This window comes from Deinococcus alpinitundrae (assembly GCF_009982895.1).
GTDB lineage: Bacteria > Deinococcota > Deinococci > Deinococcales > Deinococcaceae > Deinococcus > Deinococcus alpinitundrae.
Map to the genome: position 1 here is coordinate 49,744 of NZ_WXZL01000001.1, position 24,692 is coordinate 74,435.

Below are 24,692 nucleotides of genomic sequence, written 5' to 3' on the forward strand. Positions count from 1 at the left end.
GCGGCCCAGGCTCAGCTACAGGGGCTGGGTCAGACGAGGTACTTGAACTGGGGGCCGATCGGCTTCACCTCAGCGCCGACCCGGCGCACCGTCCAGCGGCACCAGCTGGGTAGGCAGCGCCTCGCCCATCGCCGGATACCGGCTGGCCCGCAGCGGCTCGCCGCGCCCGCACAGCACCGTCACCTTGCTCACCTGATGCACGCTCAGCGGCAGCAGCGCCAGCTTGCCGGTTTCGTAGGCCCCCAGGTCGAGGTAAAGGTGGCGGCCCAGCCGGGTCGGCACGCGCACCGGTGTATGCCCGTGAACGCTGTAGACCACGCCCGGCGGCAGCGGAAAGGGACCTTCGAAGGGCCGCAACCACAGCGCCGCCGTTTCGGGGTGGCGGTACTGCGGGTGGCTCACCGGGGGGCTGGCGTGGGCCACCAGCACGCTCGGCTGCGGCGGCACCTCCGAGTGAATCGCGCCGTCAGCGGTGACATACACCACCCGCACCAGCAGATCGAGATAGCGCGCCAGATTCTCTGGAAACTTCTCCAGGGTCAGGCTGCTGGGACCGCCGTGCTCGGCGGCGTACTGGGGCAACTCCTTGCGCACCGTGTCGCCGCCCGCCTGCATCCACCACTGGTAGCCCTCCATGGCCTTGCGGTAATCGCCCATGTCGTGGGTGCCGCTGTAGCGCCGGTACCACTTGAGGCCCTCCTGCGCCATGCGCTCGTGGTTGCCCATCAGCAGGGTGGCGCGGCCCTGCCCGTGCAGTTCCAGCAGCTTGTCCACGGTGGCGAGGCTGCGCGGACCCCGGTCGATGGCGTCGCCCAGCGACAGAAAGTGGGCCTCGGGAAATTGCCGCAAGGCTGACAGCAGCAGATCGAGCCGCCCGTGCAAATCGGGCACCACCACCACCTCTCTCACGGCTGCTCACCCGAGAAGTCGTCACTGAATTCCAGCAGGGTCTGCTTGCTCTTCTCACGCAGCCGGGCCGCGCCGCCCGCCTCGGCCACGAACTGCACACCCTGGTCTGAGACGCCCACTCGGTACGCCTGGCCGTCGGCGGCCTGCGGCAACCAGGCAGCGGGAAAGGCGTAGGTACGGCCCTGGTCGTCTTCGACCTCGGCAAGGCCGCTGTCCGGGTCGATCAGGTCCACGACCAGCAGCAGCGTGGGGGGCAGGAGGGAGAGATCGGCAGCCATGCCGCTTAGTGTAGCTTCCCGGCAAGCGGCCTTCGTCCCTGTGCACCTGCCCCGATCGACTCGCCCAACCGGGTTGTCCAGTTGGGGTTGTCCAGTCGGGGTGCCCTACCCGGCGAAGCGCGGGGGTGTTAAGCTGCTTTCCTGACCCCAGGGTGAGCGCCCCGGTCAACCCAGGAGAGCACCCCGAGAGAGCCGCCCGATCTTCCATCCGTGCGTCCAGCGAGACGCCCCAGCCGAGCGCTGGACCAGCCGTCCGCGAGGCGGCGTTGGAGGTTTCCGATTCACGAGTTTGTCGCCCCACAGTTGAGCCTGCCGTCCACACGAGCGAGCCTGATTCCCCGTCCCGGGAGCCGACTCGCCGACTTCATTGATTCCCGTTTTTCCTTTTGCGCCGGGCAGTACAGGAGCCAGCATGACCGACACGACCAGAAGTGAACTCCGCTACGAGGGCAAGGCCAAGCGGGTCTACGCCACGCCGAACCCCGCCGAGTACTTGGTGGAATACAAGGACGACGCCACCGCCTTCAACGCCCAGAAGCGCGGCAGTTGGGCCGGCAAGGGAGCCACCAACAACGCCATCACGGCGGCGCTGTATCCCAAACTGGAAGCGGCGGGCATTCCCACCCATTTCATCGAGAAGCTCAGCAGCACCGAGCAACGGGTCAAGGCCGTGACGATCGTGCCGGTGGAAGTGATCGTGCGCAACGTGGCGGCGGGCAGTTTTGCCAAGAAGCTGGGCCTGGAGGAAGGCAAGACGCTTGCCCGCCCGGTGGTGGAGTACTGCTACAAGTCCGACGCGCTGGGCGATCCGCTGGTCAACACCGATACTGCCGTGGCCCTGGGCTGGGCCAGCGAGGGCGATCTGGCCCGCATCCGTGAACTGGCGCTGCAAGTCAGGGATTTTCTGACGCCTTTTTTCGAGCAGCGCGGCATTCGGCTGATCGATTTCAAATTGGAATTTGGCAAGTTGCCCAGTGGCCAGATTGTGCTGGCCGACGAGATCAGCCCCGACACCTGCCGATTCTGGGACGCCGAAACGAACGAGAAGATGGACAAGGACCGCTTCCGGCGCGATCTGGGCGGGGTCGAGGAAGCCTATGGGGAGATGCTGCGGCGGGTGGAGCAGGCCTGAGTGATCCGCGAACAAGTCTCAGTCCTTCTGCGTCTTCCACCATCCGCCTGCCACACGTTCATTGCAGAGGAACATCCATGCCCAACTATCAAGCCAGCGTCTTCGTGACCCTCAAGCCCAGCATCCTCGATCCGCAGGGGCGCACCGTCGAGCGCTCGCTGTCGCACCTCGGCCAGCCGGTCAGTGGCGTGCGGGTGGGCAAATACATCGAGCTGCACCTCGAAGGCGAGCGCACGGAAGTGGAACGCCGCCTGAAAGACATCGCCGAGAATGTGCTGAGCAATCCGGTGATGGAAAACGTGCGCTGGGAGCTGGAAGAGAAAGCACCGGAGCCAGCGTGAGCGTGCCCGCCAGGGCGCTGCCCCAGACAGTCAATCTGTACGAGAAGTTCGGGCTGTTCAGTGAGCACTGGTCACCCAAAGTGGTGGCCGACCTCAACGGCCAGCAGGTCAAGATTGCCCGTATTAGTGGCGAGTTCGAATGGCACGCCCACGAGCAGGAAGACGAGCTGTTCATGGTGATCAGGGGCGTGCTGCAACTCAAGTTCAGAGACGGCGAACGAATGGTCCATGAGGGCGAACTGATCGTCGTGCCGCGCGGCGTCGAGCATCTGCCTGTTGCCCAGACCGAAGAAACCTGGATCATGATGTTTGAACCTGCCAGCACGCTGAATACTGGCAATGTCGTCAGCGAGCGCACCGTCAGTGAGTTGGAGCATCTATGAACGTCGCCGTTATTCAGTTTCCCGGCTCCAACTGCGATGCCGACGCGCTGCACGCCGCGCGGATGAACCTCGACCCGTCGGCACGCTTCGTGTGGCACACCGAGGAGGGCCTGCCCGCCGGTACCGATCTGGTGTTCTTGCCCGGCGGATTCAGTTACGGTGATCACCTGCGCAGCGGCGCAGTCGCGGCCCGCAGCCCGGTGATGCAGGCAGTGAAGGCCCACGCTGAGCGCGGCGGCTTTGTGCTGGGCATCTGCAACGGCTTTCAGGTGCTGACCGAGGCGGGACTCTTGCCGGGGGCGCTCTCTCGCAACCAGGATTTGCATTTCCTGTGCAAGCCGGTGCATCTGCGGGTGGAGAACAACCAGACGGCCTTTACCTCGGCCTACACGCCAGGCCAGACGCTCGAAATCCCCATCGCGCACGGCGAGGGCAATTACTACGCCGACGCACAGACCATCGAGGCGCTGGAAGGCGAGGGGCGAATCATCTTCCGCTACCTCGACAACCCCAACGGCTCGCTCAACGATATCGCCGGAATCGTCAGCGAGCGCGGCAACGTGCTGGGCATGATGCCGCACCCCGAGCGGGCGGTGGAAGCCCTGCTGGGCAGCGAGGACGGGCGCGGGCTGTTTCAGAGCCTGAAGCAACACCGCACGGAGGTCCGTTCATGAACGAACAACCGAAGAACGAACTCAGCACCTTTCTGGCCGAGCAGTACACCGCCGAACTCAGCGCTTACCGCGCCGTGCTGGACAGCTTTCCGGAAGCCGAGTTCAGTGCCGCCACGCTCGGCCACGCCCCAGCCTGGCACGCCCTGCACATCGCCGACTGGCTGCGCCTGACTGCCCTGCAAGACCGCACCCCCAACTACCACCACCTCGGCTGGGAAGACCGCGATTGGGTGCAGAACCTGGGCAGCGAGCCTTCACCGACAGATGAGACGGCGGGCAAGGCAGGGGTGCTGGCCCGCCTGGACGACATCAGCGCCCAGACATTGGCCTTCTTGCAGGGCATGACCCCCAGTGACCTCGGCGGCATGACCTTCTCGCCGAGTGCGCCGGGCGGCGAGCGCCCGATTCTGGCAGCGCTCGGCCTGCACCTGCGGCACATCGGTTATCACCGGGGTCAACTGCAACTCATCAAGAAAGTGGACGCATGACGCAGACCCACTCGCCGCTTCCCTCCCTCCGCGCCCGCGCCGCCACCTTCGGCCTCTCCGAGAGCGAATACGATCTGCTGGTCGAGAAAATAGAGCGCCATCCCAACGCCCTGGAAGCCGCCATCGTCGGCGCGATGTGGAGCGAGCACTGCGGCTACAAGAACTCGCGGCCCCTGTTCAAAGCCTTTCCCACCGAAGGGCCGCAGGTCCTGCAAGGCCCCGGCGAGAACGCGGGCGTAGTGGACATCGGCGAGGGCTGGGGCGTGGCCTTCAAGATGGAGTCGCACAACCACCCCTCCGCCGTCGAGCCGGTGCAGGGCGCAGCAACGGGCGTGGGCGGCATCCTGCGCGACATCTTCGCGATGGGCGCGCGGCCCTTCGCGGTGCTGGATTCGCTGCGTTTCGGTGATCCCGACTCGCCCCGCACCAAATTTCTGGTCAACGGCGTGGTGGAGGGCATCAGCCATTACGGCAACGCCATCGGCGTGCCCACCGTGGGCGGCGAGGTCACCTTTCACCCCAGTTATCAGGAAAACCCGCTGGTCAACGTGATGGCCCTGGGCCTGTTGCGCCACGAGGACCTGGCGAAGGGCACGATGGGCGAGGTCGGCAACCAGATCATCTACGTCGGCAGCAAGACCGGGCGTGACGGGCTGGGCGGCGCGGTGTTCGCCTCCGCCGACCTGAGTGACGCCTCACAGGCCGACCGTCCCGCCGTGCAGGTGGGCGACCCGTTCATGGAAAAATTGCTGCTGGAAGCCACACTGGAGGCCATCGAGGCGGGCGTGGTGGCGGGCGTGCAGGACATGGGCGCGGCGGGACTGGTGTCGAGCACCTGTGAGATGGCCTACCGGGCGGGTCTGGGCATCACCATGAACCTGGACGACGTGCCCACCCGCGAAACCGGAATGGTGCCGATGGAACTGTGCCTCAGCGAATCGCAGGAGCGCATGATCCTGGTGCCGGTGCCAGGGCGCGAGCAGGAACTCTACGACCTGCTGGCCAAGTGGGAACTCGACGTGGTGAACATCGGGCAGGTCGAAGAGCACCACAACTACCGCCTGATGTGGAAGGGCGAGGTGGTCTGCGACCTTCCGGTAGACCTGCTCAACGAGGCCCCCAAGTACACCCGCGAGGGCGTGGAATCGCTGGGCATCATCGCCGCCCGCGAGCACGACCTGACCGATATTCCGGTGCCGGATGATCTCGGCGGCGTGCTGCTGCGACTGCTCTCGCACCCTACCATTGCCAGCAAACGCCCGATCTTCGAGCGCTACGACCAGCAGGTGATGACCAACACGGTGGTGTTGCCAGGAGCCGCCGATGCCGCCGTGATGCGCGTCAAGGGTTCCGCGATGGGCGTGGCCGCCACCTCAGATTGCAACCCGCGCTTCGTACAGCTCGATCCGTATGTCGGCGCAGCGGCGGCGGTGGCTGAAGCTGCCCGCAACCTGGCCTGCGTGGGAGCCACACCGCTGGCGATCACCGACAACCTCAATTTCGGCAATCCGCACCGTCCCGAGGTGTACTACCAGATGCAGCAGGCCGTGCAGGGCATCGGCGACGCCTGCCGGGCGCTCAACACGCCGGTCACGGGCGGCAATGTCAGCCTCTACAACCAGTACGTGGAGGCCAATCCAGACGGTACACACCGCACCGTCGCCATTCACCCCACCCCGACCATTGGCATGGTGGGCGTGCTGCCCGACATCATCAAGCGGGCCACACTGGGGCTGAAGGGTGAGGGGCAGGTGCTGTATCTGCTGGGCGAGCTGGGCGACTCGATCGGCGCTTCGCAGTACCTGGAAACCGTTCACGGCCTGGAAGCCGGAAAGGTGCCACCGCTGGACCTGAAGCTGGAGCAAACAGTCATCGACGGCGTGCTGGGCCTCATCCGGGCGGGCCTGACCGACACCGCCCACGACTGCGCGGAGGGCGGCCTGGCCGTGACCCTGGCGGAGATGGCGATGGCTGGGAACGTCGGCCTGAAGGTCCAGATCAGTTCCGACACCCGCGCCGACGCCCTACTGTTCGGCGAAGCACACAGCCGGGTGGTGGTGGCGGTCAGCGATCCGGGCGCAGCCGAGACGCTGCTGCGCGGCCTGGACGTGCCGTTCGTGCGGCTGGGCGGGGCGGGCGGGGCGAGCGTCACCATTGCCCTGCCCCGGCAGAATGTAGAGTTGAGCGTGAACCTCACAGAGCTGAGCGCGGCCTACGATGAACCCCTGAACGTGGTGCTGGGGTGACGTTGTCTGACCTGCCCCCTTACGACGGCGACGACAAGCCGCACGACGAATGCGGCGTCTTTGGCATCTACTCGTCGCAGCCGCTCGATCTGGCCTGGCTGACCTACCTGGGCATCTTCGCCCTCCAGCACCGGGGCCAGGAAGCGGCGGGCATCGCGGTCAGCGACGGCGACAAGTTCCACGTCGAAAAAGATCTGGGACTGGTGACGCAGGTGTTCGACGAGCGCCGCCTCGACTCGGTGCGCCTCGCCAACGCCAGGGTCAGCATCGGACACGTCCGCTACTCGACCACCGGCAGCAACCTGCGCTTCAACGCCCAGCCGCTGACCACCCGCACCAACAAGGGCATTCTGGGGCTGGCCCACAACGGCAATTTCGTGAACGCCCGCGAGGTCCGTAACCAGATGCTGATGGAAGGTGCGCTGTTTGCCACCACCAACGACAGTGAGGTGATGCTCAACCTGATCGCCCGCGAGAGCCATATGGACCTGCCAGAAGCCACCGCCGGAGCCATGCAGCAACTCCGGGGCGGGTACGCCTGCGTGCTGATGAGCCGCACCGCCCTGATCGGCTTTCGTGACCCCAACGGCGTGCGTCCGCTGGTCATTGGGCAGCGCGAGGGACCGGACGGCGCCTACGTTATCGCCTCGGAGCCGTGCGCCCTATTTGCGGTGGGCGCGCGGCTCTTGCGCGACGTGCTGCCCGGCGAACTGGTCTGGATCGACCACGACGGCCTGCACAGCTTGATGGTGCATCCTGGCAGGCCGACGCCGTGCTCGTTCGAGTGGATCTATTTTGCCCGCTCGGACAGCCGCCTGGACGGAGTGGACACCCACGAGAGCCGCATCCGCATGGGCGAGCAACTGGCCCGCGAATTTCCGGTCGACGCCGACATCGTGGTGCCGGTGCCGGATTCGGGCATGGGCGCGGCCATCGGCTACGCCCGCGAGAGCGGCATTCCCTTCGACTACGGCCTGTACAAAAATCCCTTCGCGGGTCGCACTTTCCTGGCCCCCACCCAGGCCGCCCGTGACCTCAAGGTGAAGATGAAACTCTCGCCGACCAGCGCGGTCCGCGGCAAGCGGGTGGTGCTGATCGACGACAGCATCGTGCGCGGCACCACCAGCCGCCAGATCGTCAATCTGCTGCGCGAGGCGGGAGCCACCGAGGTGCATTTCCGCGTGTCGAGCCCGCCGATCAAGCACCCCTGCTTTTACGGCATCGACACCGCCGCCCGTAAGGAACTGGTCGCCAGCACCCACAGCGTTGACCAGATCCGCGAGCTGATCGGCGCGGACAGCCTGAAATTCATCTCCGAGCGTGGGCTGCGCGAGGCGGTCAGCGGGCCAGGGCTGTGTCTGGCCTGCTTCAACGGCGAGTACCCGGCAGGCACGCCGCTGCTGAACGATGTGGACAAACTGGCGCTGGAAGTTTGAGAGCCTGGAACCGAGCAAGTCGCCACTGACTCCATTGACAGAAAAGCGGGCGGGACAGGGACGGGCCCTATGATGGCGCCCATGACTCCCCCATCCCGCTCCCTCATCCGCCCCGGCGTCACGGTGGACGTGATTCAGAAGCAGCATCAGTCCAGCGGCCAGCTCACGCGCGGCGTGGTGTCGGCACTGCTCACCAGTTCGGCCAGCCACCCGCACGGCATCAAAGTGCGTCTGACGTCGGGGGTGGTGGGCCGGGTGCAGGCGGTGGTAACGCCCGAGCGTTAAGCGGCCCGCCGCCCCCTCACCAGCATTGCCCCGCCCGCTCCGGCCAGCAGCCCGCCGATGGTGCCCAGCGCGAAGGTCAGCATCACGCTGGGCGAGGGGTTGGTGGTGACGTTCGTTCGCAGCGCCGAGGCGATGGCGTCGAGCTTGTTGATGGTGATGACATTGCCGAACAGCAGCGCGAGCGCCACCACGATCAGCACCACGCCGACGATCCCCAGAATGCGCGCCAGTAAGTTCATCCCGACATGATAAGCCGCTCAAGCTTTGAAGGAGCGATTTTTCATGTCGGCGGCGCGGCCCGGTTTTAAGGTGATTTCACGGAGGAACACCGATGCCCGACGCCTGGAACGACAAGGACGAACGCCAGTATCAGCACGTCAAGGACAGCGAGCGGCACGGCGGCAAGAGTGCAGGCGAGGCCGAAGAGATCGCGGCGCGCACCGTCAACAAACACCGCCGCGAGGAGGGCCGCACCCCGAACAAGCGCACCCAGGACACCGGCAACCCCAACAGAGCACTGCCCGAGCTGAGCCGCGACGAACTCTACAACCGCGCCAGGCAAGCGGGTGTGAAGGGCCGCAGCACCATGAGCAAGGCCCAACTGGTGCAGGCCCTCGAACGCTGAGTCGCCTCTCCCATGCTGGCCTTCCCTCGGCTTCCAGCCCCGCTATCCTGAGCAGCATGACCACACCCCTGCCGCCCCTGCTCTACAAGCTCCGGCCCCAGTACCACGCCCGCGTCTGGGGCGGCAGTCGCCTGAAAGCCGTGCCGGAAGGTGAAATGCCCATCGGTGAAGCCTGGGTGGTGTTCGAGGGCAATGCAGTGGAGGGCGGCCCGAGAGACGGGCAGACGGTGGCGGAGGTGCTGGCCGACCTGGGCGACACCCTGCTAGGCGAGGGCAACACACGGCGCTTCGGCGAGCGCTTTCCGCTGCTGATCAAGCTGCTCGACTGCAAGGAGTGGCTCAGTGTGCAGGTCCATCCCAATGACGAGCAGGCCCGCCAACTGGTGGGCGAGCACGAGTTCGGCAAGACTGAAGCCTGGAACTTCATCGCCACCGACCCCGACGCGAAGATTCTGGTAGGTGTCAAACCCGGCACCACGCCGCCGCAATTGGCAGAGGCCATCCGGGCGGGCAAGGTACTCGATGTGGCCGACGAGCGGGCAGTGCAGGCGGGCGATACCGTCTTCATCGCTGCCGGAACCCTGCACGCACTGGGGCCGGGCACCTTTCTCTACGAAGTGCAGCAGACCAGCGACACCACCTACCGGGTCTACGACTGGGACCGTCCCGAGAGCGCCGGGCGCAAACTCCACATCGAGGAATCGGTGAAGGTCACGCGGGCCGACCTGGACGCCGAGGTCGTGGCGCTGCCGCCCCTGGGCGCGGCGGAGGCCGCCACTGTCGCCGCCTGTCCGTACTTCCAGCTGGAGGTGGCCGAGATCGAGGCGGGAGAGCGCCTGGAAAGTCACACCCGCAACCTGAGCCTGCACGCCCTGACCTTGCTGAGCGGCCAGCTCAACATCCGCACGGCTACTGGGGCACTCACCCTGGAGCCGCTGGAGACGGTGCTGGTGTCGGCCCACACCGGCCCGTACCTGCTCGAAGCGCTGGAAGACGATGTGCGGCTGCTGCGCTCCAGCCTGCCGCTCCAATCTTCGATGGCCGGTCCGTCCTGAGCCGCCCGTGATCGACCTCGCCGCCCGCCGCCCCAGCCTGACCCCGGCGCAGCTCACCGAGGGCCTGACTCCCAGCGCCCGCTTCGCCGGGGTCAGTTTCGAGAATTACCAGCCCAACCCTGCTTTTCCCTCGCAGGTCCAGGCCAGAGACGCGCTGGAAGCCTTCGCGCAGCAGGCCAGCCGCAGTGGGCGCGGCGGGGGCTTCCGGTTGTTCAAGCGCCCGCCGCCCGAGGGTCAGGGCCTGTACCTCGACGGCGGCTTCGGGGTCGGCAAGACGCACCTGTTGGCCAGCACCTATCACGCCGCCGTGAACCGGGCTCGTCCTGCCACAGCGGCACTGATGAGTTTTCAGGATCTGATGTACCTCATCGGGGCGCTGGGCATGGCGCGGGCGGTAGAGAGTTTCAAGAACCACGACCTGCTGCTCATCGACGAATTCGAACTCGACGACCCCGGCAACACCCACATGGCCAACACCTTTCTGGGTCAACTGATGCCTGGCGGCACGTCGGTGGTCGCCACCAGCAACACCGAGCCGGGCGCGCTGGGCCAGGGCCGCTTCAATGCCCGCGATTTCGAGCGCCAGATCAAGGGCATCGCCAGCCGGTTTCAGAACCTGCGGCTCGACGGCCCCGATTACCGTCAGCGCGGAGCCGCGCCCGCCCAGACCATGACAGAGGCCGAGTTCAGCGCCTGGCAGAAGCGGCAGAACCCGGCGACCCTGGCGCTGCTGGCGCACCGCGACCTCAGCCATCTGCTCTTGGAGGTGCATCCCTCGCGTTTTGCCCGGCTGCTCTCGGGGGTCGGGGCGCTGGGTATCTCCAACCTCACCCCCATGCGCGACCAGAACGTGGCGCTGCGCTTCGTGCACTTCATCGACAAGCTCTACGACCTCGGGCTGGGCGCGGCCTTCAGCGGCGTTGGCCTCGGTCAACTGTTCGACGAGAGCTACAAACACGGCGCATATGCCAAGAAATACAGCCGCGCCCTCTCGAGACTCTCCGAGATGCTGGCAGAAGCGCGCACATCGTAGGCATCACCCGGTGATCGGGGTGAATTTCGGCCCATGATCAGAGTGTGAAGGGGGGTTCTGTGATTTCTTGCCAGAACGGGAAGGTCGTGGCCTAGACTTAAGGCACCAAAGGACAATACTTGCTGTCAGGCCACCGGGTCTGGACGCGGCAACATTGACGGCCTTTGAACAGGAGCCTCCATGAATGAGACTCAACCAATTGACTGTATGTGGGTACCGGGCACCAATGACCGGGTTCGGCTGAAGCTGGCTGGACATATGCTGGAGTACCGGCTATCCGTCATTGCCAAAATTTTCGGTGCCCGCCTCCTCGACGATCTGTATTTGCGCGGACGCACCACCTTGCTGTCCTCGCCGCAACAGCGCGCCTTGCTGGCCTGAGTCGGAAAAGCAAGGGGAACACAGGCGTTCGCGAGTGTTCCCCTCACTTCTTATTTTTCCCTGCACTTTCTCCGCACCGCTACAGTGAGCGGCATGACCCCGACCATCACCTTCCGCGCGCCCGGCCTAGTGCCTTACACCGGCGGCTGCGTCACCGAACCGGCCTTCTTCGCGCTGGACTACCTGGTTCATTATCGCAGCGATATGCAGGTGGGTGAGCAGAGACTCCACGAAGTCAATGTTCTGGAGACGCTGCGGGCTGTGCTGGCCGACCCTGCCGCCCACGGCCTCTCCCGCACCGACGCCGAGGCCGCTCGCGAGCGTTTTCTGGAACAGGCCGGGCAGGCACTGGTGGCCCAGGGCGGCCAGGTGGCCTGGCTCGAAAAAGAGTTTGAGCGCTGAGGCGACCCGGAGCCGCTTGACGCCTGACGGTTATTTCACTGGTACTTTGATCGAGCGGTAGACGATCAGGTGCTGCACCTTGCCGAGCAGGGTTTCGAGCTGCGGGCTGATCAGTGCGCGGTTGTAGTTGTCGATGGCGTAGCCGACACCGCCGTTTTCCAGGCCGTAGCTCTGGTCGCCGGTGCGCCAGGGCTGCTGGTGGGTCACGTCCTGAATAAGGCTGTAGACCACGTTGTCCACCCGCTTGACCATGCTGGTCAGGCCGTGATTGAGGGTGGCCGGGTTCTTGTCGTCGTCACCCAGATAATTCTGGTTGCTGTCGACACCGATGAAGAACGTCGGGCGGCTGTCACCTGCGCAGCGCTTCTGGTAAGTCTCACTCTTGGGCAGCGCCGCGAACAGATCGGACTTGAAGGCAAGGCCCGGCGGCAGGGCGACGGCCTTGAGGCACTGTGCGGCGTTGACCTGCGCCACCACGCCCGCGCCGCTGCCGCCCGCCGCCGCGAAGATGACGTCCGCGCCGCGCTTTTGCATTGAGGCGGCCAGCTTGCCTGCCGTGGCCGTGTCGTTCCAGGCCGCCGGGGTGGTGCCGATGTACGACGAGAAGACTTGGCAGCTTGGGCAGACGAATTTCACGCCCGCCTTGAAGCCCGCCTCGAATTTGTGAATCACCGGCACGTCCTGACCGCCAATGAACCCCAATCGCCCAGTGCTGCTGGACTTGCCCGCGATGTAGCCGACCAGAAACGAGCCTTCCTGCTCGCGGAAGCGCAGCCCGACCGTGTTGTCGCCGGTGGGCAGATCGTCGATCACCGCGAACTTGGTGTCGGTGTGGTTGCGGGCAGTGTCCTCGATGCTTTCCTTATTGGCAAATCCGACCCCGATCACCAGATTCGCGCCGCCCTGAGCCAGCGGCTCTGCCCCGCGCGTGGTGACACCCTTGGCCGTCTCGACCGGGCTAAACAGGCTCACCTTCACGCCGAAATCCTTGGCGGCGCGCTGCGCACCTTCCCAGGCGGCCTGGTTGAAGGAGCGGTCGTTCTTGCCGCCGGTATCGAAGGCGATGCCGACCTTGATCGGTACCGCTTTGGCGGCTGAGGTTTGAACGGGCACAATTTTGGTGGACGCAGCCTGGGCGGGCGCGACCTGGGCAGCGCAGGCGGCGGAGAAGGCGAGCAGCACGGCGGTAACAGCAGTCCAGCGGTGAACGAGAGCCATGAGTGCATCTTGCCCAAGTCGCTGTCACGCCGTTCTGACGCCCAATCAGCTTCAGAACTGTGAAGTCGGAATTGTGAAGATGGGCGGCGACTCAGCGCAGCGCCGCCGCCAGGCGCTCGACGCCCTCCCGGATGGCCACCGGCGTTAGGTGCGCGAAGGCCAGCAGCACAGCGGCCTCGCCGGGACGCAGGCGCAGTTCGCCGCAGACGCTCAGGCCCACGCCCGCCTGTGCAGCGCGGCGCTGCACCTCCAATTCACTCAGGTGCGGCGGCAGCGGCAGGTACAGATGGGTTCCGGCAGCCACCCGGCGCGGCGACCAGCCGGGCAACTCCCGTTTCAGGGCCGAGAGCAGCGTGTCGTGGCGGCTTCTGAGTTCGCTGCGGGCACGCCTGAGGTGCCGGGCGTAGCCGCCGCTCGACAGAAACCCGGCCAGCGCCAGCGCGTCGAGGGTGGGTGGAGTACGCTGGGTCACCGGGCGGGTGCGGGTCAGCAGTTCGGTGACGTGGGCCGGGGCCACCAGGTAGCCGCTCCTGAGGGCAGGCGCGAGGCTCTGGCTGAAGGTGCCCAGCAGCATGACCCGTTCGGGGGCCTGGCCTTGCAGCGAGGCGGGCGCGCGGGCAGCGTAGTGCAAATCGGCAGCGTAGTCGTCCTCGATCAGCCACGCGCCGCTGCGCCGCGACCAGTCGATCAGCGCTGCCCGCCGAGCTGCCGAGAGCGTGACCCCGGTGGGAAACTGCGTGCCGGGCGTCAGGTAGGCCAGCACCGCCCTCGGCGGCAGGTTGTCGGTTCCGGCTCCTTGATCGTCCACCGCCAGCGGCCAGAGTCCGGCTCCGGTGGCCTGAAACGCCGCGCGCGCGCCGGGGTAACCGGGATCTTCGAGCACCACCACTCGGCCCGCTTCCAGCAGCAGCCGCGAGAGGGCATCGAGCGCTTCCTGCGCGCCGCCGGTCAGCAGCAGCATGTCGGGCGTGAGGCGTGCGCCGCGCTCCCGGCGCAGCCACTCGCACAGCGCCAGGCGCGTGACGAGCGGGCCGCGCGGATCCGGCGGGCTGCTGGCCGCATCGAAGGCATGCTGAGCCAGCGCCTGCGCCCACTGCGCCGAGGGAAACAGACCGCTGGGTGACTGGCCGACCCGGAAATCGGTCCACGCCGTTGGATGCCCTGCCGCCTGATTGCTGCGGGCGTCGCCGGGCAGCGGCCCCTGGGCTTCCAGCGCCCGGCGTGCCCAGGCGCTGAGCAGCAGCGGCGGGCCAGACAGCGGCCCAGCCGTACTCGGTAGCGGCGGCAGGGCGGCCACCACACTGCCGCTGCGTGCCCGGACAGCGAGATAGCCCTCGGCCTCAAGCTGCTCCAGCGCGCCCATCACGGTGTTGCGGGCCACACCCCAGTGCCGGGCCAGCTCGCGGCTGCCCGGCAACTTCTCGCCGGGAACGAGCAGGCCCGTCTGAATGCCCTCTCGCAGGGCACGGGTCACGCGGGCGTGCTTAGATTCGTCGGGCAGGGCCATCGGCAGCGGCAACACCGCTGTATGGTAGCGGGCACCCTGAGCCGGAGCTGTAGGCACGCAGACCTCGCGCCGGGTCACGGTTCCGGGCCGCGCCGCACCCTAGACTTTTCGGGTGCCTTCCACCCCTCCCAGCCCGGTCAGCGAACTGCTGCTTGAATACCAGCACTACATCGTGGCCTACCGGCTGCGGCGCACCCTCGGCGGCGGCCTGACGCCCGCTGGTGCGCAACTGTCGCTGGGCGAGTACGGTCTGGCCCGCAATCAACGCCAAGCGCTGGCCCGCCAGATGATCTCGCGGGCCTGTGCGCCCGGCACCCTCAGCCGCCTGGACGCCATGACCGATACTTTGATGTTCGGCTTCTGGCACAACCCGGCACAGGTGGCCGACTTTGTTCGCGCCGCCATCCGTCAGGGCGGGCACCCGGCGCTGGAGCAGCCCGCCGTCTTCGCCGAGTTGCTGAGTGCGGCCGAGCGCGCCCGGCTCGGCCCGGACGGGGTCAGCCGGATCATCCGGCACTACTACGCCTGCTTGGCGACAGCGGCCCTGTATACCAATCCGCACGGCATGGACGAGGCCTGGGCCAGAATCGAGGCCGAGACGGTGCCGCTGTTCGTGGACGAGCTGGCCGCAGCGGAGCGGCGCTGAGCAATTTGGCAGGCTTCCTGCGCGCGTTGTTGCCGCGTCCCTGTCCCGGCTGCGGCGCGGCGCTGGGGCAGGAGAGCGGGCTGTGCCGGTCCTGCCGGGCCGAACTGCGCCCGCGCCTGGAGCGCCACTCGATGCTCAACAATGCCGCGGTGCCGCATCTGGTGCTCCTGGGCGAACACAAGGCCATGCTGCGCCGGGCCGCCCGCGAGCTGAAATACGGCGGCCACCGCGATCTGGCGCAGGTGCTGGGCGCGGCCCTGGCACGCGGTGTGCCCAGCGAGTGGCAGCTGAGGGCGGTGAGTGCCGTGCCGATGCACGCGGGGCGCCAGCGCCAGCGCCGCTTCAACCACGCTGAGCTGCTGGCCCGCTGCCTGGCCGCCGAACTGGGTCTGCCCTACCACGACAGCCTGCGCCGTACCCGCGCCACCACCCAGCAGGCCAAACTCAGCGGTCAGGCCCGGCTGGGCAACCTGGCCGGAGCCTTCGCGGTCCAGGGCAGTGGCCTGAGCCTGATGGAAAGCGCCACCCCGCAGCCCTTACTCCTGGTCGATGATGTGATGACCACCGGCGCAACCTTGAAGGCCTGCCGAGACGCGCTGGCCGGGGGCGGCGTGACCGAGGTGTACTACGCGGTCATCACCCGCTAGGCCAGTTCGGGCAACCGCTCCCCCGCTTCCACTGCACTCCTGAGCCAGTTGCCTGCGGGCGGCAGTGGGCAGGTCCAGGCGTCGCTGTAGGCGCAGTAGGGATGGTAGGCCCGGTTGAAATCCAGCGTTACGGTGTCACCGGATAGCGGCGCGTCGAGGTAGCGGCCCGCGCCGTAGGTCAGCCCGCCGCTGGTCCCGTCCCGGAACGGCACGAACAGCGCCGCTGGGGCCTCGTCACCCTGGCGGGCATACAGGGTCAGCCGCTCGCCGCCGGGCAATTCGGCTATGCCCCAGGTGACGAACGGCTGGGTTTCGCCGGGCGTGGTGGTCGCCAGTGTCACGGCTTCGGCGGACAGCCGGTCCACCTTCAACTGCAGATTCCAGGCTGGGTCGGGTGGAAAATAACTCAGGCCCCCAAACCCGCTCACTTCTGTGAGTGGCCCACGACCGCTGCGAAAGTGGGCGTCCTTACGGGCGCGAAACGCGGCCAGCTCGCCCAGCCAGCTCGCCAGCACCGCGTTGATCACCATTCGACGGGGTGGAGCACGCCGTGAATTTCGACCACGTCGCCGCGCTGGAGTTTTTTGCGGCGGCGCGTCTCGACCTCGCCGTTAAGTTTGACCTCGCCATTCTGGACCCGGAATTTGGCCTCGCCCCCGGTGTCCACCAGCCCCTTGAGCTTCAGGAAATCTTGCAGATCGATGGTGCCAGACGCGGCGGATGCAGGGATGTCGTTCATGGCCTTCAAGTATGACTCAGGCAAGTCCAGCTCAGGGAATCCGGTACTCGTCGCCGAATAGACGGACATCGCTCTCGTCCACCCGTCCGTCGCGGTTGAGGTCGCCAGGTAGGCCGCCGCCGGTCTTGCCGTAATTGCCCATCAGGAGTGCCAGATCCGTCAGATCGACCTGACCGTCGCCGTTCACGTCGGCCCCGCTGAGTTTGCGCCGGGCCGCCTGGGGCGTGAACTCGCTGAGGCCCAGCAAACTGCCGATCTCGGCACGCACCGCCTGCGCGAGCGGCAGCGGTCCCTGGGGATTGAATTCGGTGCGCCGCACACCACCCACCGTCAGGGTGCGCGACGACACGTCGGGGTTGAACGGCACGCTGCCGCCCAGCACCAGCAGCGCGCCGCCGCCCTGGGCACTGTCGTCAAGCGTCACCGGGAAGTCAGGACTGCTGAGGGCCGCGAGCGCCGCGACCACCGCCTGCCGCAGCGCCTGACCGTCGGGCCGCAGCGGCACACTGGCGAAGCTGGCCGCCTGCACCGTACTGGACAGAACACCCGCGCTGAGCGTCAGGCAGGCCACCATCAACCAGCGCTTCACTTACCCGCCTGGGCACGGGCGTCAAGTACGGTTTTGCGAAAGGTTTCCAGCGACATCTGGCCGGGCAGTGGCGCGGCAGGCGCGGCCTCTGCAGCCGGGGGCAGCGTCGGCACTGAGGTGGCCGTGGCTGGAGCCGGGCTGGCACTCAGCTGGCCCGAACCGGTCGGCGCTGGCGTGCTCTGTGCCGGGTTGGGCTGGGTTGTACCGGGCGGAGTCGAATTGGGTAGGGCTGGGTCGGTCTGTGCCGGGGCGGGCGATCCGATGGACGGTGAGCCTGCCGGAACGGAAGGGTTGGGCACAGCGGGAGCGGCTGCCGTGGGGGTGAGCGCGCTGGCGGGCGCTGGACTGCCAATCGCTGGAGTGCCAGTTGCTGGAGTGCCGGGCGCTGGGCTGACCGGAGCGACATCAACTGGAGCGGGCGCAGACGAGGCCGGTTGGGTGGAAGCCGGGTTAACCGGAGCCGTCGGCACAGCGGGCACGGCAGGTGTCACCGATGCGGAGGCCGATTCGTCGAGGGCGGTGGGTGGCAGGGTCACCGCTGCAGGTGGCGTCGTGGTAGCAGCGGTGGCAGAAGACGCAGGGGGAGTGACAGGAACCAGGGTGGATTGGGCCACGTTCGGCTGTGTCGTGGGCGGCTGTACTATGGGCGGCTGCGTCGTACTCAGCTGCGCCGCGTTGGGTAGGGTGGTGGGCGCTGGCGTCGTGGTCGCCGCAGCCGCATCGGTCGGCGCGGCCCCGACAGGCACGGTGGGAGAAGCGGCGGGCACAGCTGACACGTTCGCCACTGGTGCAACCGGAGTCACGCCGGGGGTACCGTCCGGCAAATTGAGCACCACCTTGCTGCTTCCCGTACCCTGCACCGGGTAAAACCCCTGGTTGAAGCCCACCAGGGGACTGTCATAGCGCGATTTGTAGAGCAGCAGCAGCATCTCGCCGCCGGTCAGCAGCGGCCCGTCCTGAAGACCACCGAGCACCCACACGCTGGGACTGTCCTGCGACTTTGGCAGGCTCTGGGCGTCGCCTGCCAGGGTCTCCAGCACGGTCAGTGGGTACACCGTCCAGGTCTGCCCGCTTTCCTGCACGCTCGTCGGGGCTTGCACGGTGGCCCGCACGATCACGTCAGCCTTGATGGCCTGCTGGACCAGCGTCAGCCTCGGCGCGGAGGTGGCTGCCGCCAGGGTCAGCAGGCCCATCAGCGCGGCGTGACCCAGAGAACGAGCGTTGAAGAGGCGCTTCACTTGCCGTCTCCAGGTGTGACCGGGGCGGGCGGGGTGGGATCTGGTTTGACGGGGTCGGTGGTGCCGGGCGCAGGAGTGGCCGGGTCCGCCTTGTCCGGATCAGCTTTGTCGGCACCGCTCTGGTCGGTTGTAGGCGGCTCGGTGGCGGGCTGGGCCGGGATGGGGTTGGCCATGTTGCTACTGGCCGGGGTCGACGCCGAACCGGTTCCCGGCGGGGAAGTAGGCGTCGCCGCATCGGTTGATGGACTGCCAGGCGCCGGTTGCGGCTTGACCTCGCGCACCACCTTACCCGCCCCGTCCTGGGCCAGCACGAAGCTGGTGGAGCCGGAGGCCACCACGCCCAGCGTCAGCGGCTGATTGTTCGAGGGCTTGAGGCTGATCATGGCGACCTGAGAAGCGTTTTTCGGCGTCAGGCGGAAGCCGAAATCAAGCACCAGGGTATGACCGCTCTGCTTCCAGAACACGATGGGGCGGCCCGCGTCGGTGCCGCCGAGCGACTGCACGCCGGTCACCTGGGCGTTGTCGGGCAGCACCCAGGTAAAGCGGGCCGCCCGCACCCCACGCGGTCCCTGCACGTTCAGCGGAATGCGGGTCTCGCCGCGCAGTTCACCGCCCGGCAGCTTCGGCACGAAATCGAGCGGCGGCAGCTCGGCCACCGACAGGTTAAACGTCTGGGACTTGACGCTGAGGTTGGCGTCGCTGACTTCCAGCGTGAAGGTGGCACTGCCGGTCGCCGTCGGCGTGCCGGTGATGGTGGCGCTGCCGCCCCCCGAGAACTTGAGGCCGTCCGGCAGCGTGCCGCTGGTGAGGCGCACGCTGTAGGGGCCGGTGCCGCCCAGCGGCGCGACGGTGCCGCTGTAGGTTTCACCCACATAGGCGGTGCCCAGCGACGCGCTGCTGAAACTCAGCAGATCGCGGCTGGACGTCGAGGTGGCGCTCGGCGTGCTGCCACTGCCGCAGGCGCTCAGGAGCAAGGTCGCCCCAACGAGGGCGGGAAACAGTCGGTTCATGGACAGCAGTTTAACGGCTCTGGGTGAGTACCGATACGCGGTCTGCTGAGCCGCCGCCCTCACAACCGCCCAGCGTCAGCCAGGCTGCCTTCCATGGCGCGGCCCGGCGCTAGACTTCTCGTCATGACCATCTCAGAACAAGGGCATACCCAGGCCCCGCTGCCCCGCGTGGGCCAGCGCCTGGGCCGCTACACCGTGGAGCGCGTCGAGGCGCTGCCCGACACCGCCGCGACCTACGTCGAGCTGCGCCACGACCTCGGCAGCCGCCACATCCACATCGCCCGCGCCGACGAGAACGCTGCCTTCGCCGTGACCTTTCCCACCGTGCCCAAAGACAGCACCGGCGTGCCGCACATCCTAGAGCACATCGCCCTAATGGGTTCCAGAAAATACCCGGTGTCGGACCCGTTCTTCGCTATGATTCCGCGCTCGCTGAACACCTTCATGAACGCCATGACGGCTGCCGACTGGACGACCTACCTGTTCTCGACGCGCAACCCCAGCGACTTTCAGAACCTGCTGGGGATCTACCTCGACGCCGCCTTCTTCCCGCGCCTCAGCCGCTTCAGCTTTCTGCGCGACGGCCACCGCTTCGAGAACACCGATCCCGCCGACAAGACAAGCGAACTGAAGATGCAGGGCGTGGTCTACAACGAGATGAAGGGCGCGATGGCCAGCCCCGGCGCGGTGATGTACAAAGCGCTCGGCAAGGCCCTCTACCCCGATCTGACCTACGCCAACAACTCCGGCGGCGAACCGGCCAACATCCCCGAGTTGACCCACGACGCCCTCAAGGCCTTCCACGCGGCGCACTACCACCCGTCGAACGCCTTTTTCTACAGCTACGGGCAGCTGCCGCTCACCGACTTACTCGGCACCATTGAGCGGGAGGTGATGAGTCAGTTCGGGCCGAACGAACTCGACGTGCAGATTCCCGACCAGCCCAATTTTGAGTCGCCGCGCCGCCAGGAGGTGCGCTACCCCTCGACCGACCGTGAGCGCGGCGCGCAGGTGGTGGTGGCCTGGAAGGTGACGCCGACCTACCAGGCCTACGACAACCTCAAGTGGAGCGTGCTGAGTGAGGTGCTGCTGGGCAACCCGGCGGCTCCCCTCTACAAGCCGCTGATCGACTCGGGGCTGGGCAGCGCCCTGGCCGACGGCAGCGGCTACCACGACAACTTCCGCGAGGCGGCCTTCGGTGCGGGCCTCAAGGGGCTGAGCGCCGAGAACGCGCCCAAGGTGGAGGCGCTGGTGCTGGAGACCCTGGCCCAGATCGAGCGCGAAGGGCTGGACGACGAACTGATCGACAGCGCCCTGCATCAGTTCGAGATCGCCCAGCGGGAAGTCAGCAACGCGGGCACGCCCTACGCTCTCAAGCTGCTGTTCGCGGTGGTCAATCCCTGGCTCTACGGCGGCGACCCGGTGGCGAGCCTGAACCTGGCCGCCGAACTGGAAAAACTCAGCGCCGAGCGCAAAGCGGGCCGGGTTTTCGAGCCGATGATTCGTCAGTGGCTGCTGGAGAACCCCCACCGCGTGACGCTGACCTTGACGCCCGACCCGGCCATGCAAGACCAACAGGCCGAGGCCGAGCGCGCGATGGTGGCCCGCCTGGGTGCAGGGCTGACCGACGCCGACCGCGCCGCCATCGTCGAGGACGCGCTAGCGCTGCAAAACGCCCCGGCGGACGACCACTCGCTGCTGCCCAGCCTGGGACTCGACGACGTGACGCTGAGCGTGCCGCGCCCCGCCTACACCCATACGGCGTCGTCCAGCGCCGACCTTTACTGCGCGGCCCAGCCCACCGGGGGCCTGGTGTACCTGGACGTGCAACTGCCGCTGCCGGAACTGAGTGACGATCAGCTCGATCTGCTGCCCTTCTACGCCTATGCCGTGACCCGGAACGGCGCGGCGGACATGGACGAGGTGGCGCTGGCCCGCCGCATCGAGGCCGTGACCGGCGGCATCAGCGCCTCGGCGGGCAAGGGCAGTAGCCCGGACGACCTGGGGGCTGTTCGCACCAGCCTGACCTTCAGCGGCAAGGCCCTTGCGCGCAACGCGGGCGCACTCGTCGACCTGCTCAGGGCCGTGATCGCCGAGCCGAAGTTCAGCGACGAGCGCCTCTCGCAGCTGGTCAACCAGCGGGTCGCCGGCATGCGCTCGGGCATCGTCGGCAACGGATCGGCCTACGCCGCCACCCTGGCCGGGGCACAGATCAGCCCACTGGAAGCCCTCGACGAACGCCAGGGCGGCTTCACCGCTTTCAAGAGGCTGCAGGCCTGGCAGGCCGGAGGCCAGTGGGCCGAACTGCGCGCGCGCCTGGAAGATCTCACTGCCGTCATCCTGGCCGCCCGCGCCCGCATCGCCCTGAGTGCCACCGAGAACGATCTGGACCTCGACCTCGCCCCGATCGCGGGCCTCTTCGGCGGCACGGCCCGGCAGACCTCCCACCCGGCGCTGGCGCCGCGCACCCCGCAGGCCCGCACCGCCGATACCCCAGTGGCCTACAACGCCGTCGCCTTTGCCACGGTGCCGTTCGTGCATGCCGACAGTCCGGCTCTACTGGCGCTGAGCAAATTGCTGAGAACCGAGTACCTGCTCAAGGAACTGCGCGAGAAGGGCGGGGCCTACGGCGGCAGCGCCTCGTTCGATCCGCGCAGCGGCGTGTTCAGTATGAGCAGCTACCGCGACCCGCACATCGGGCGCACTTTTGAGGTCTTTTCCGGGGTGGCCGACTTCCTAGGCGGCGAACTGAGTCAGCGCGAGCTGACCGAAGCGCTGCTGAGCGCCAGCCGCCAGCTCGACCCGCTGCTGAGCGCCGACAGCCTGGCCCGCAGCCGCATCTTCTCTGATCTGGCGGGCTTCAGTGCTGACCTTCAGGAAGACTACAAAGCCCGCTTGATGCGCGTGACCTTGGACGATCTGCGGCGGGTGCAGGCCACCTACCTGACGCCTTCGCGGGCCGCCTACGCCACCCTGTCGGGCCGCGACCCCAATCCTGAGACGGCGGCACAGCAGCTGACCTTCGAGGTGCAGAGCATCTAACCGCTGCACCGTAGTTGCCCGGACCCTGACCCGTGCCCGGCGGTCAGGGTTTTCGCTGCCAACAGTCCTAGCTTCAAGAAGTAAACCCCTTCGAAAAAAAGAGTAGAGTAAATCCGGAGATCCACTCCAACGCCCCGAGCCTCTCACCCTTCTTTCAGGAGACCGTATGCTCAAGCTCGCCATCATCATCAGCAGCACCCGCGCCACCCGCTTTGCCGACAAGCCGACCAAATGGGTCAAGGACATCGCCGACCAGCGCAGCGACGCCGCATTCGAGGTGCTCGACCTGCGCGATTTTCCGATGCCGTTTTTCGACGAGGTGGCCTCGAACGCTTGGGCACCCACCACCAACGAGGTCGCGGTGCGCTGGCAGAAGAAGCTGGCCGAGTTCGACGGCTACATCTTCATCACGGCGGAGTACAACCACGCGCCCACCGGCGTGCTGAAAAATGCCCTGGACTACGCCTACCCCGAGTGGAACAAGAAGCCTGCCGCCTTCGTCGGCTACGGTTCGGTGGGCGCGGCGCGGGCCATCGAGCAGCTGCGCCTCATCGCTGTGGAGCTTCAGATGGCCCCGATTCGCACCGGCGTCCACATCCAGGGAGCCGACTTCATGGGAGCTTGGCAGCAGGGCGCAGCGCTCGAAGACATGGCCCACCTGCAACCCGGTGTGGAGGCGCTTCTCGACGAACTCGTCTGGTGGGCGGCGGCCCTCAAGATCGCCCGCGAGGCCCACAACGCTTAAACTCCACAGCACAGAGAAGCCCTTAGACCGCCACCGCTGCCCCTATACGCTCGCGGGGGCGGTTTTTGTCCTGGCCCGGCGCACTATCTTGGGAGCATGACCGCGCCGCACTTCAAGGAAGTTCGTCCAGACCTCACCACCGTCCTGAGCCTGATCCGCGAGCGCGAGGAGGAGTGGCAGGCGCTGGGCGTCACGCGGGTGCGGGTCTTCGGCTCGGTGGCGCGCCAGGAAGCCGGGGCCGAGTCGGATGTGGATGTGCTGCTCGATTTCGCGCCGGGAGCCGGACTGCTCACCCTGGCCCGTGCCCGCGAGTTTTTCGAACGGCTGCTGGGTCACCGCACCGATGCCGTGACCGAGGCGGCCCTCAAGCCGCCCCTGAAACGCGAGGTCCTGCTCGACGCCGTGGACGCGCGAAAGCCGCAGCTGCACCCGCCGCGAGACAGCCGCAAGCGGTGGAAATGGCGGATTCACGAACTGCTCTCCGACATCGCCGCTCTGCGAAGCTACACCGCGCCGCACACCCTGGAGAGCTTCGCCGCCGACCCGCTGCACTTTGACGCCGTGCTGCTACGGCTACTCAGAATCGGCGAGGGCACCAAGTACCTGCCCCAGCGTCTGCAAGACCTTCATCCCGAAGTGCCGTGGGCCACCCTGCGCGACGTGCGCAATCTGGTCGCCCACGATTATTTCGGCCTCGACCCGGCACTGGTATGGGTGAGCGCCACTCGCGAGTTCCCCGCACTGCGGCCCCTACTCCAAGAGATGGCCGGGGAGGGCGAGGAGTGAGGGCCAAGCAGCAGAGAAGCCGCACCTGACCAAGCCCAGCTAAAGGCCAGTGACCCACGCGTCTCAGCCGGGCGCATTACCATAGCGGCATGCTCCCGCTTCTCAAGCAGGTTCTCGACAACTTCAACTTTGACATCGACCCCGAAAAATCCCGTGAGGAAAACGGCGAGGACGTGATTCGCAACGCCGCCCTGCTCACCGGCGCGGTGGCCGTGGAGCCGCTGCCGTTTGCCGATCTGCTCTTGATCACGCCGCTGCAAATCAAGATGGTGCTGCACATCGGCAAGATTCACGGCTTCGAGATCAGCGCCGAGCGCGCCCGCGAGATCATTCAGGAACTCGGCGCGACGATTGCCTACGGGATGCTGGCCCGCCAGGTCATGCGCGGACTGGCGAAGTTGGCCCTACCGGTGGTGGGCGGCCTGATCACCGCGCCCGCTGTCTACGGCTGGACCTACGCCCTGGGCAGGCTGGCCGAGCAGTATTTCGAGCAAAAGCGCCTGGGCTTGCCGTTCGATCAGCACCAGCGCTCACAGGTGGTGCAGGAAGCCCGGAAGAAGACCAAGAACATCCTGCCCACCGCCAGCGATTTCTCCGACCTCGCCTCGGAGTTGCGCCGCCGCGCCGAGGAGCGCAGCAAGGCGCAGCCGGGCAGCGACAAAACAGTGGACGCCGCGCCTGTTGACCTCAACAAAGACAGAACCAGCGACAGCAAACCGGATCAGACGAAGCTGAACTGATCGGGACCGCGCTTCTTTCCGACGCACCCGAGAAAGCGTTTAATGGCTCTGCAACTCACTGTGAGCAGTCGCTGTAGAGGGTGAATCTGTCCTTTAAGGATGACTGCCCGCCAAGTC

General features: G+C 66.8%; 29 protein-coding genes. 19 read left to right on the forward strand and 10 right to left on the reverse strand.

Going from position 1 to position 24,692, the window contains the following annotated elements; translation table 11 throughout:
- Positions 1-69: 69 nt before the first annotated feature.
- Both GUI70_RS00260 and GUI70_RS00265 read right to left on the reverse strand, forming a co-directional pair.
- Positions 70-909 carry a metallophosphoesterase gene (locus GUI70_RS00260; protein ID WP_161880284.1) on the reverse strand — a complete coding sequence of 280 codons (840 nt, stop codon included), beginning with the start codon at positions 907-909 and terminating at the stop codon, positions 70-72.
- On the reverse strand, positions 906-1,187 hold the full coding sequence (locus GUI70_RS00265) for a hypothetical protein (protein ID WP_161880285.1): 282 nt from the start codon (positions 1,185-1,187) through the stop codon (positions 906-908). Before GUI70_RS00265 ends, GUI70_RS00260 begins: the two co-directional genes overlap by 4 nt.
- A gap of 412 nt (positions 1,188-1,599) precedes the next feature.
- On the opposite strand from GUI70_RS00265, the gene purC reads away from it, so the two are divergent.
- The 8 genes from purC (at position 1,600) to GUI70_RS00305 (ending at position 8,172) form a co-directional block, all read left to right on the forward strand.
- Positions 1,600-2,319 carry a phosphoribosylaminoimidazolesuccinocarboxamide synthase gene (purC, locus tag GUI70_RS00270; protein ID WP_161880286.1) on the forward strand — a complete coding sequence of 240 codons (720 nt, stop codon included), beginning with the start codon at positions 1,600-1,602 and terminating at the stop codon, positions 2,317-2,319.
- A gap of 77 nt (positions 2,320-2,396) precedes the next feature.
- Positions 2,397-2,660, forward strand: a complete 264-nt coding sequence (gene purS / locus GUI70_RS00275; protein WP_161880287.1) for a phosphoribosylformylglycinamidine synthase subunit PurS — start codon at positions 2,397-2,399, stop codon at positions 2,658-2,660.
- A complete protein-coding gene (locus tag GUI70_RS00280; RefSeq protein ID WP_306468245.1) occupies positions 2,657-3,043 on the forward strand; it encodes a cupin domain-containing protein in 387 nt (128 codons plus the stop codon). Before purS ends, GUI70_RS00280 begins: the two co-directional genes overlap by 4 nt.
- On the forward strand, positions 3,040-3,717 hold the full coding sequence (purQ, locus tag GUI70_RS00285) for a phosphoribosylformylglycinamidine synthase subunit PurQ (protein ID WP_161880288.1): 678 nt from the start codon (positions 3,040-3,042) through the stop codon (positions 3,715-3,717). The genes GUI70_RS00280 and purQ overlap by 4 nt, the downstream gene beginning before the upstream one ends.
- On the forward strand, positions 3,714-4,205 hold the full coding sequence (locus GUI70_RS00290) for a DinB family protein (protein ID WP_161880289.1): 492 nt from the start codon (positions 3,714-3,716) through the stop codon (positions 4,203-4,205). Before purQ ends, GUI70_RS00290 begins: the two co-directional genes overlap by 4 nt.
- Positions 4,202-6,451: a phosphoribosylformylglycinamidine synthase subunit PurL gene (gene purL, locus GUI70_RS00295; protein ID WP_161880290.1), complete on the forward strand. Its 2,250-nt coding sequence runs from the start codon at positions 4,202-4,204 to the stop codon at positions 6,449-6,451. The genes GUI70_RS00290 and purL overlap by 4 nt, the downstream gene beginning before the upstream one ends.
- An 11-nt stretch (positions 6,452-6,462) precedes the next feature.
- Positions 6,463-7,887 carry an amidophosphoribosyltransferase gene (gene purF, locus GUI70_RS00300; protein WP_161880545.1) on the forward strand — a complete coding sequence of 475 codons (1,425 nt, stop codon included), beginning with the start codon at positions 6,463-6,465 and terminating at the stop codon, positions 7,885-7,887.
- Between the two features lie 81 nt (positions 7,888-7,968).
- The gene (locus GUI70_RS00305) at positions 7,969-8,172 is read left to right on the forward strand and encodes a YwbE family protein (protein ID WP_161880291.1); all 204 of its coding nucleotides are present in this window, start codon (positions 7,969-7,971) and stop codon (positions 8,170-8,172) included.
- Here GUI70_RS00305 and GUI70_RS00310 read toward each other — a convergent pair.
- On the reverse strand, positions 8,169-8,411 hold the full coding sequence (locus GUI70_RS00310) for a hypothetical protein (protein WP_161880292.1): 243 nt from the start codon (positions 8,409-8,411) through the stop codon (positions 8,169-8,171). The genes GUI70_RS00305 and GUI70_RS00310 overlap by 4 nt on opposite strands.
- Before the next feature lie 92 nt (positions 8,412-8,503).
- Between GUI70_RS00310 and GUI70_RS00315 the strand changes: the two genes are divergently transcribed.
- The 5 genes from GUI70_RS00315 (at position 8,504) to GUI70_RS00335 (ending at position 11,668) form a co-directional block, all read left to right on the forward strand.
- On the forward strand, positions 8,504-8,797 hold the full coding sequence (locus GUI70_RS00315) for an addiction module toxin RelE (protein WP_161880293.1): 294 nt from the start codon (positions 8,504-8,506) through the stop codon (positions 8,795-8,797).
- Positions 8,798-8,853: 56 nt separating this feature from the next.
- Positions 8,854-9,852 carry a type I phosphomannose isomerase catalytic subunit gene (locus tag GUI70_RS00320; protein ID WP_161880294.1) on the forward strand — a complete coding sequence of 333 codons (999 nt, stop codon included), beginning with the start codon at positions 8,854-8,856 and terminating at the stop codon, positions 9,850-9,852.
- Between the two features lie 7 nt (positions 9,853-9,859).
- The gene (gene zapE, locus GUI70_RS00325; protein ID WP_161880295.1) at positions 9,860-10,885 is read left to right on the forward strand and encodes a cell division protein ZapE; all 1,026 of its coding nucleotides are present in this window, start codon (positions 9,860-9,862) and stop codon (positions 10,883-10,885) included.
- Between the two features lie 180 nt (positions 10,886-11,065).
- Positions 11,066-11,266 (forward strand): hypothetical protein, encoded by a 201-nt coding sequence (locus tag GUI70_RS00330; protein ID WP_161880296.1) that lies wholly within the window; start codon positions 11,066-11,068, stop codon positions 11,264-11,266.
- A 93-nt stretch (positions 11,267-11,359) separates the two neighbouring features.
- Positions 11,360-11,668, forward strand: a complete 309-nt coding sequence (locus GUI70_RS00335; protein ID WP_161880297.1) for a hypothetical protein — start codon at positions 11,360-11,362, stop codon at positions 11,666-11,668.
- A gap of 30 nt (positions 11,669-11,698) precedes the next feature.
- Here the strand turns inward: GUI70_RS00335 and GUI70_RS00340 are convergent, their stop codons facing one another.
- Together GUI70_RS00340 and pdxR are read right to left on the reverse strand one after the other, a co-directional pair.
- Positions 11,699-12,886: a BMP family lipoprotein gene (locus GUI70_RS00340; protein ID WP_161880298.1), complete on the reverse strand. Its 1,188-nt coding sequence runs from the start codon at positions 12,884-12,886 to the stop codon at positions 11,699-11,701.
- Between the two features lie 91 nt (positions 12,887-12,977).
- Positions 12,978-14,471 carry a MocR-like pyridoxine biosynthesis transcription factor PdxR gene (gene pdxR / locus GUI70_RS00345; protein ID WP_237724597.1) on the reverse strand — a complete coding sequence of 498 codons (1,494 nt, stop codon included), beginning with the start codon at positions 14,469-14,471 and terminating at the stop codon, positions 12,978-12,980.
- A 34-nt stretch (positions 14,472-14,505) separates the two neighbouring features.
- Between pdxR and GUI70_RS00350 the strand changes: the two genes are divergently transcribed.
- Entirely contained in the window at positions 14,506-15,039 is a 534-nt protein-coding gene (locus tag GUI70_RS00350) for a hypothetical protein (RefSeq protein WP_237724598.1), read from the forward strand.
- Between the two features lie 5 nt (positions 15,040-15,044).
- Positions 15,045-15,686, forward strand: coding sequence for a ComF family protein (locus GUI70_RS00355; protein WP_161880299.1), 642 nt, complete (start codon positions 15,045-15,047; stop codon positions 15,684-15,686).
- Here GUI70_RS00355 and GUI70_RS00360 read toward each other — a convergent pair.
- From GUI70_RS00360 to GUI70_RS00380, 5 genes are read right to left on the reverse strand one after another with little or no spacing between them, the layout of a single operon-like run.
- Positions 15,683-16,216 carry a DUF1684 domain-containing protein gene (locus GUI70_RS00360; RefSeq protein WP_161880300.1) on the reverse strand — a complete coding sequence of 178 codons (534 nt, stop codon included), beginning with the start codon at positions 16,214-16,216 and terminating at the stop codon, positions 15,683-15,685. The two genes, GUI70_RS00355 and GUI70_RS00360, sit on opposite strands and share 4 nt — an antisense overlap.
- On the reverse strand, positions 16,210-16,425 hold the full coding sequence (locus GUI70_RS00365; RefSeq protein WP_161880301.1) for an RNA-binding S4 domain-containing protein: 216 nt from the start codon (positions 16,423-16,425) through the stop codon (positions 16,210-16,212). Before GUI70_RS00365 ends, GUI70_RS00360 begins: the two co-directional genes overlap by 7 nt.
- A gap of 31 nt (positions 16,426-16,456) precedes the next feature.
- Positions 16,457-17,014, reverse strand: coding sequence for a hypothetical protein (locus GUI70_RS00370; RefSeq protein WP_237724599.1), 558 nt, complete (start codon positions 17,012-17,014; stop codon positions 16,457-16,459).
- On the reverse strand, positions 17,011-18,252 hold the full coding sequence (locus tag GUI70_RS00375; protein ID WP_161880302.1) for a hypothetical protein: 1,242 nt from the start codon (positions 18,250-18,252) through the stop codon (positions 17,011-17,013). The genes GUI70_RS00370 and GUI70_RS00375 overlap by 4 nt, the downstream gene beginning before the upstream one ends.
- The gene (locus GUI70_RS00380) at positions 18,249-19,262 is read right to left on the reverse strand and encodes an Ig domain-containing protein (RefSeq protein ID WP_237724600.1); all 1,014 of its coding nucleotides are present in this window, start codon (positions 19,260-19,262) and stop codon (positions 18,249-18,251) included. Before GUI70_RS00380 ends, GUI70_RS00375 begins: the two co-directional genes overlap by 4 nt.
- A 123-nt stretch (positions 19,263-19,385) precedes the next feature.
- Here GUI70_RS00380 and GUI70_RS00385 point away from each other — a divergent pair, with 123 nt between their 5' ends.
- From GUI70_RS00385 to GUI70_RS00400, 4 genes are all read left to right on the forward strand, one after another.
- Positions 19,386-22,304, forward strand: a complete 2,919-nt coding sequence (locus GUI70_RS00385) for an insulinase family protein (protein WP_161880303.1) — start codon at positions 19,386-19,388, stop codon at positions 22,302-22,304.
- Between the two features lie 166 nt (positions 22,305-22,470).
- Positions 22,471-23,049, forward strand: coding sequence for an NADPH-dependent FMN reductase (locus tag GUI70_RS00390; RefSeq protein WP_161880304.1), 579 nt, complete (start codon positions 22,471-22,473; stop codon positions 23,047-23,049).
- 96 nt (positions 23,050-23,145) lie between these two features.
- A complete protein-coding gene (locus GUI70_RS00395) occupies positions 23,146-23,835 on the forward strand; it encodes a HepT-like ribonuclease domain-containing protein (protein ID WP_161880305.1) in 690 nt (229 codons plus the stop codon).
- An 89-nt stretch (positions 23,836-23,924) separates the two neighbouring features.
- Positions 23,925-24,575 (forward strand): YcjF family protein, encoded by a 651-nt coding sequence (locus GUI70_RS00400; protein WP_161880306.1) that lies wholly within the window; start codon positions 23,925-23,927, stop codon positions 24,573-24,575.
- The last annotated feature ends 117 nt before the right edge of the window (positions 24,576-24,692 follow it).

Coding starts and splice junctions, on each gene's coding strand:
- GUI70_RS00265 (WP_161880285.1), bottom strand. CDS start 1,187: ATGGCTGCCGATCTCTCCCTCCTGCCCCCCACGCTGCTGCTGGTCGTG.
- purC (WP_161880286.1), top strand. CDS start 1,600: ATGACCGACACGACCAGAAGTGAACTCCGCTACGAGGGCAAGGCCAAG.
- purS (WP_161880287.1), top strand. CDS start 2,397: ATGCCCAACTATCAAGCCAGCGTCTTCGTGACCCTCAAGCCCAGCATC.
- purQ (WP_161880288.1), top strand. CDS start 3,040: ATGAACGTCGCCGTTATTCAGTTTCCCGGCTCCAACTGCGATGCCGAC.
- GUI70_RS00290 (WP_161880289.1), top strand. CDS start 3,714: ATGAACGAACAACCGAAGAACGAACTCAGCACCTTTCTGGCCGAGCAG.
- purL (WP_161880290.1), top strand. CDS start 4,202: ATGACGCAGACCCACTCGCCGCTTCCCTCCCTCCGCGCCCGCGCCGCC.
- GUI70_RS00305 (WP_161880291.1), top strand. CDS start 7,969: ATGACTCCCCCATCCCGCTCCCTCATCCGCCCCGGCGTCACGGTGGAC.
- GUI70_RS00310 (WP_161880292.1), bottom strand. CDS start 8,411: ATGAACTTACTGGCGCGCATTCTGGGGATCGTCGGCGTGGTGCTGATC.
- GUI70_RS00315 (WP_161880293.1), top strand. CDS start 8,504: ATGCCCGACGCCTGGAACGACAAGGACGAACGCCAGTATCAGCACGTC.
- GUI70_RS00320 (WP_161880294.1), top strand. CDS start 8,854: ATGACCACACCCCTGCCGCCCCTGCTCTACAAGCTCCGGCCCCAGTAC.
- GUI70_RS00330 (WP_161880296.1), top strand. CDS start 11,066: ATGAATGAGACTCAACCAATTGACTGTATGTGGGTACCGGGCACCAAT.
- GUI70_RS00335 (WP_161880297.1), top strand. CDS start 11,360: ATGACCCCGACCATCACCTTCCGCGCGCCCGGCCTAGTGCCTTACACC.
- GUI70_RS00340 (WP_161880298.1), bottom strand. CDS start 12,886: ATGGCTCTCGTTCACCGCTGGACTGCTGTTACCGCCGTGCTGCTCGCC.
- GUI70_RS00360 (WP_161880300.1), bottom strand. CDS start 16,216: ATGGTGATCAACGCGGTGCTGGCGAGCTGGCTGGGCGAGCTGGCCGCG.
- GUI70_RS00365 (WP_161880301.1), bottom strand. CDS start 16,425: ATGAACGACATCCCTGCATCCGCCGCGTCTGGCACCATCGATCTGCAA.
- GUI70_RS00380 (WP_237724600.1), bottom strand. CDS start 19,262: ATGAACCGACTGTTTCCCGCCCTCGTTGGGGCGACCTTGCTCCTGAGC.
- GUI70_RS00385 (WP_161880303.1), top strand. CDS start 19,386: ATGACCATCTCAGAACAAGGGCATACCCAGGCCCCGCTGCCCCGCGTG.
- GUI70_RS00390 (WP_161880304.1), top strand. CDS start 22,471: ATGCTCAAGCTCGCCATCATCATCAGCAGCACCCGCGCCACCCGCTTT.
- GUI70_RS00395 (WP_161880305.1), top strand. CDS start 23,146: ATGACCGCGCCGCACTTCAAGGAAGTTCGTCCAGACCTCACCACCGTC.
- GUI70_RS00400 (WP_161880306.1), top strand. CDS start 23,925: ATGCTCCCGCTTCTCAAGCAGGTTCTCGACAACTTCAACTTTGACATC.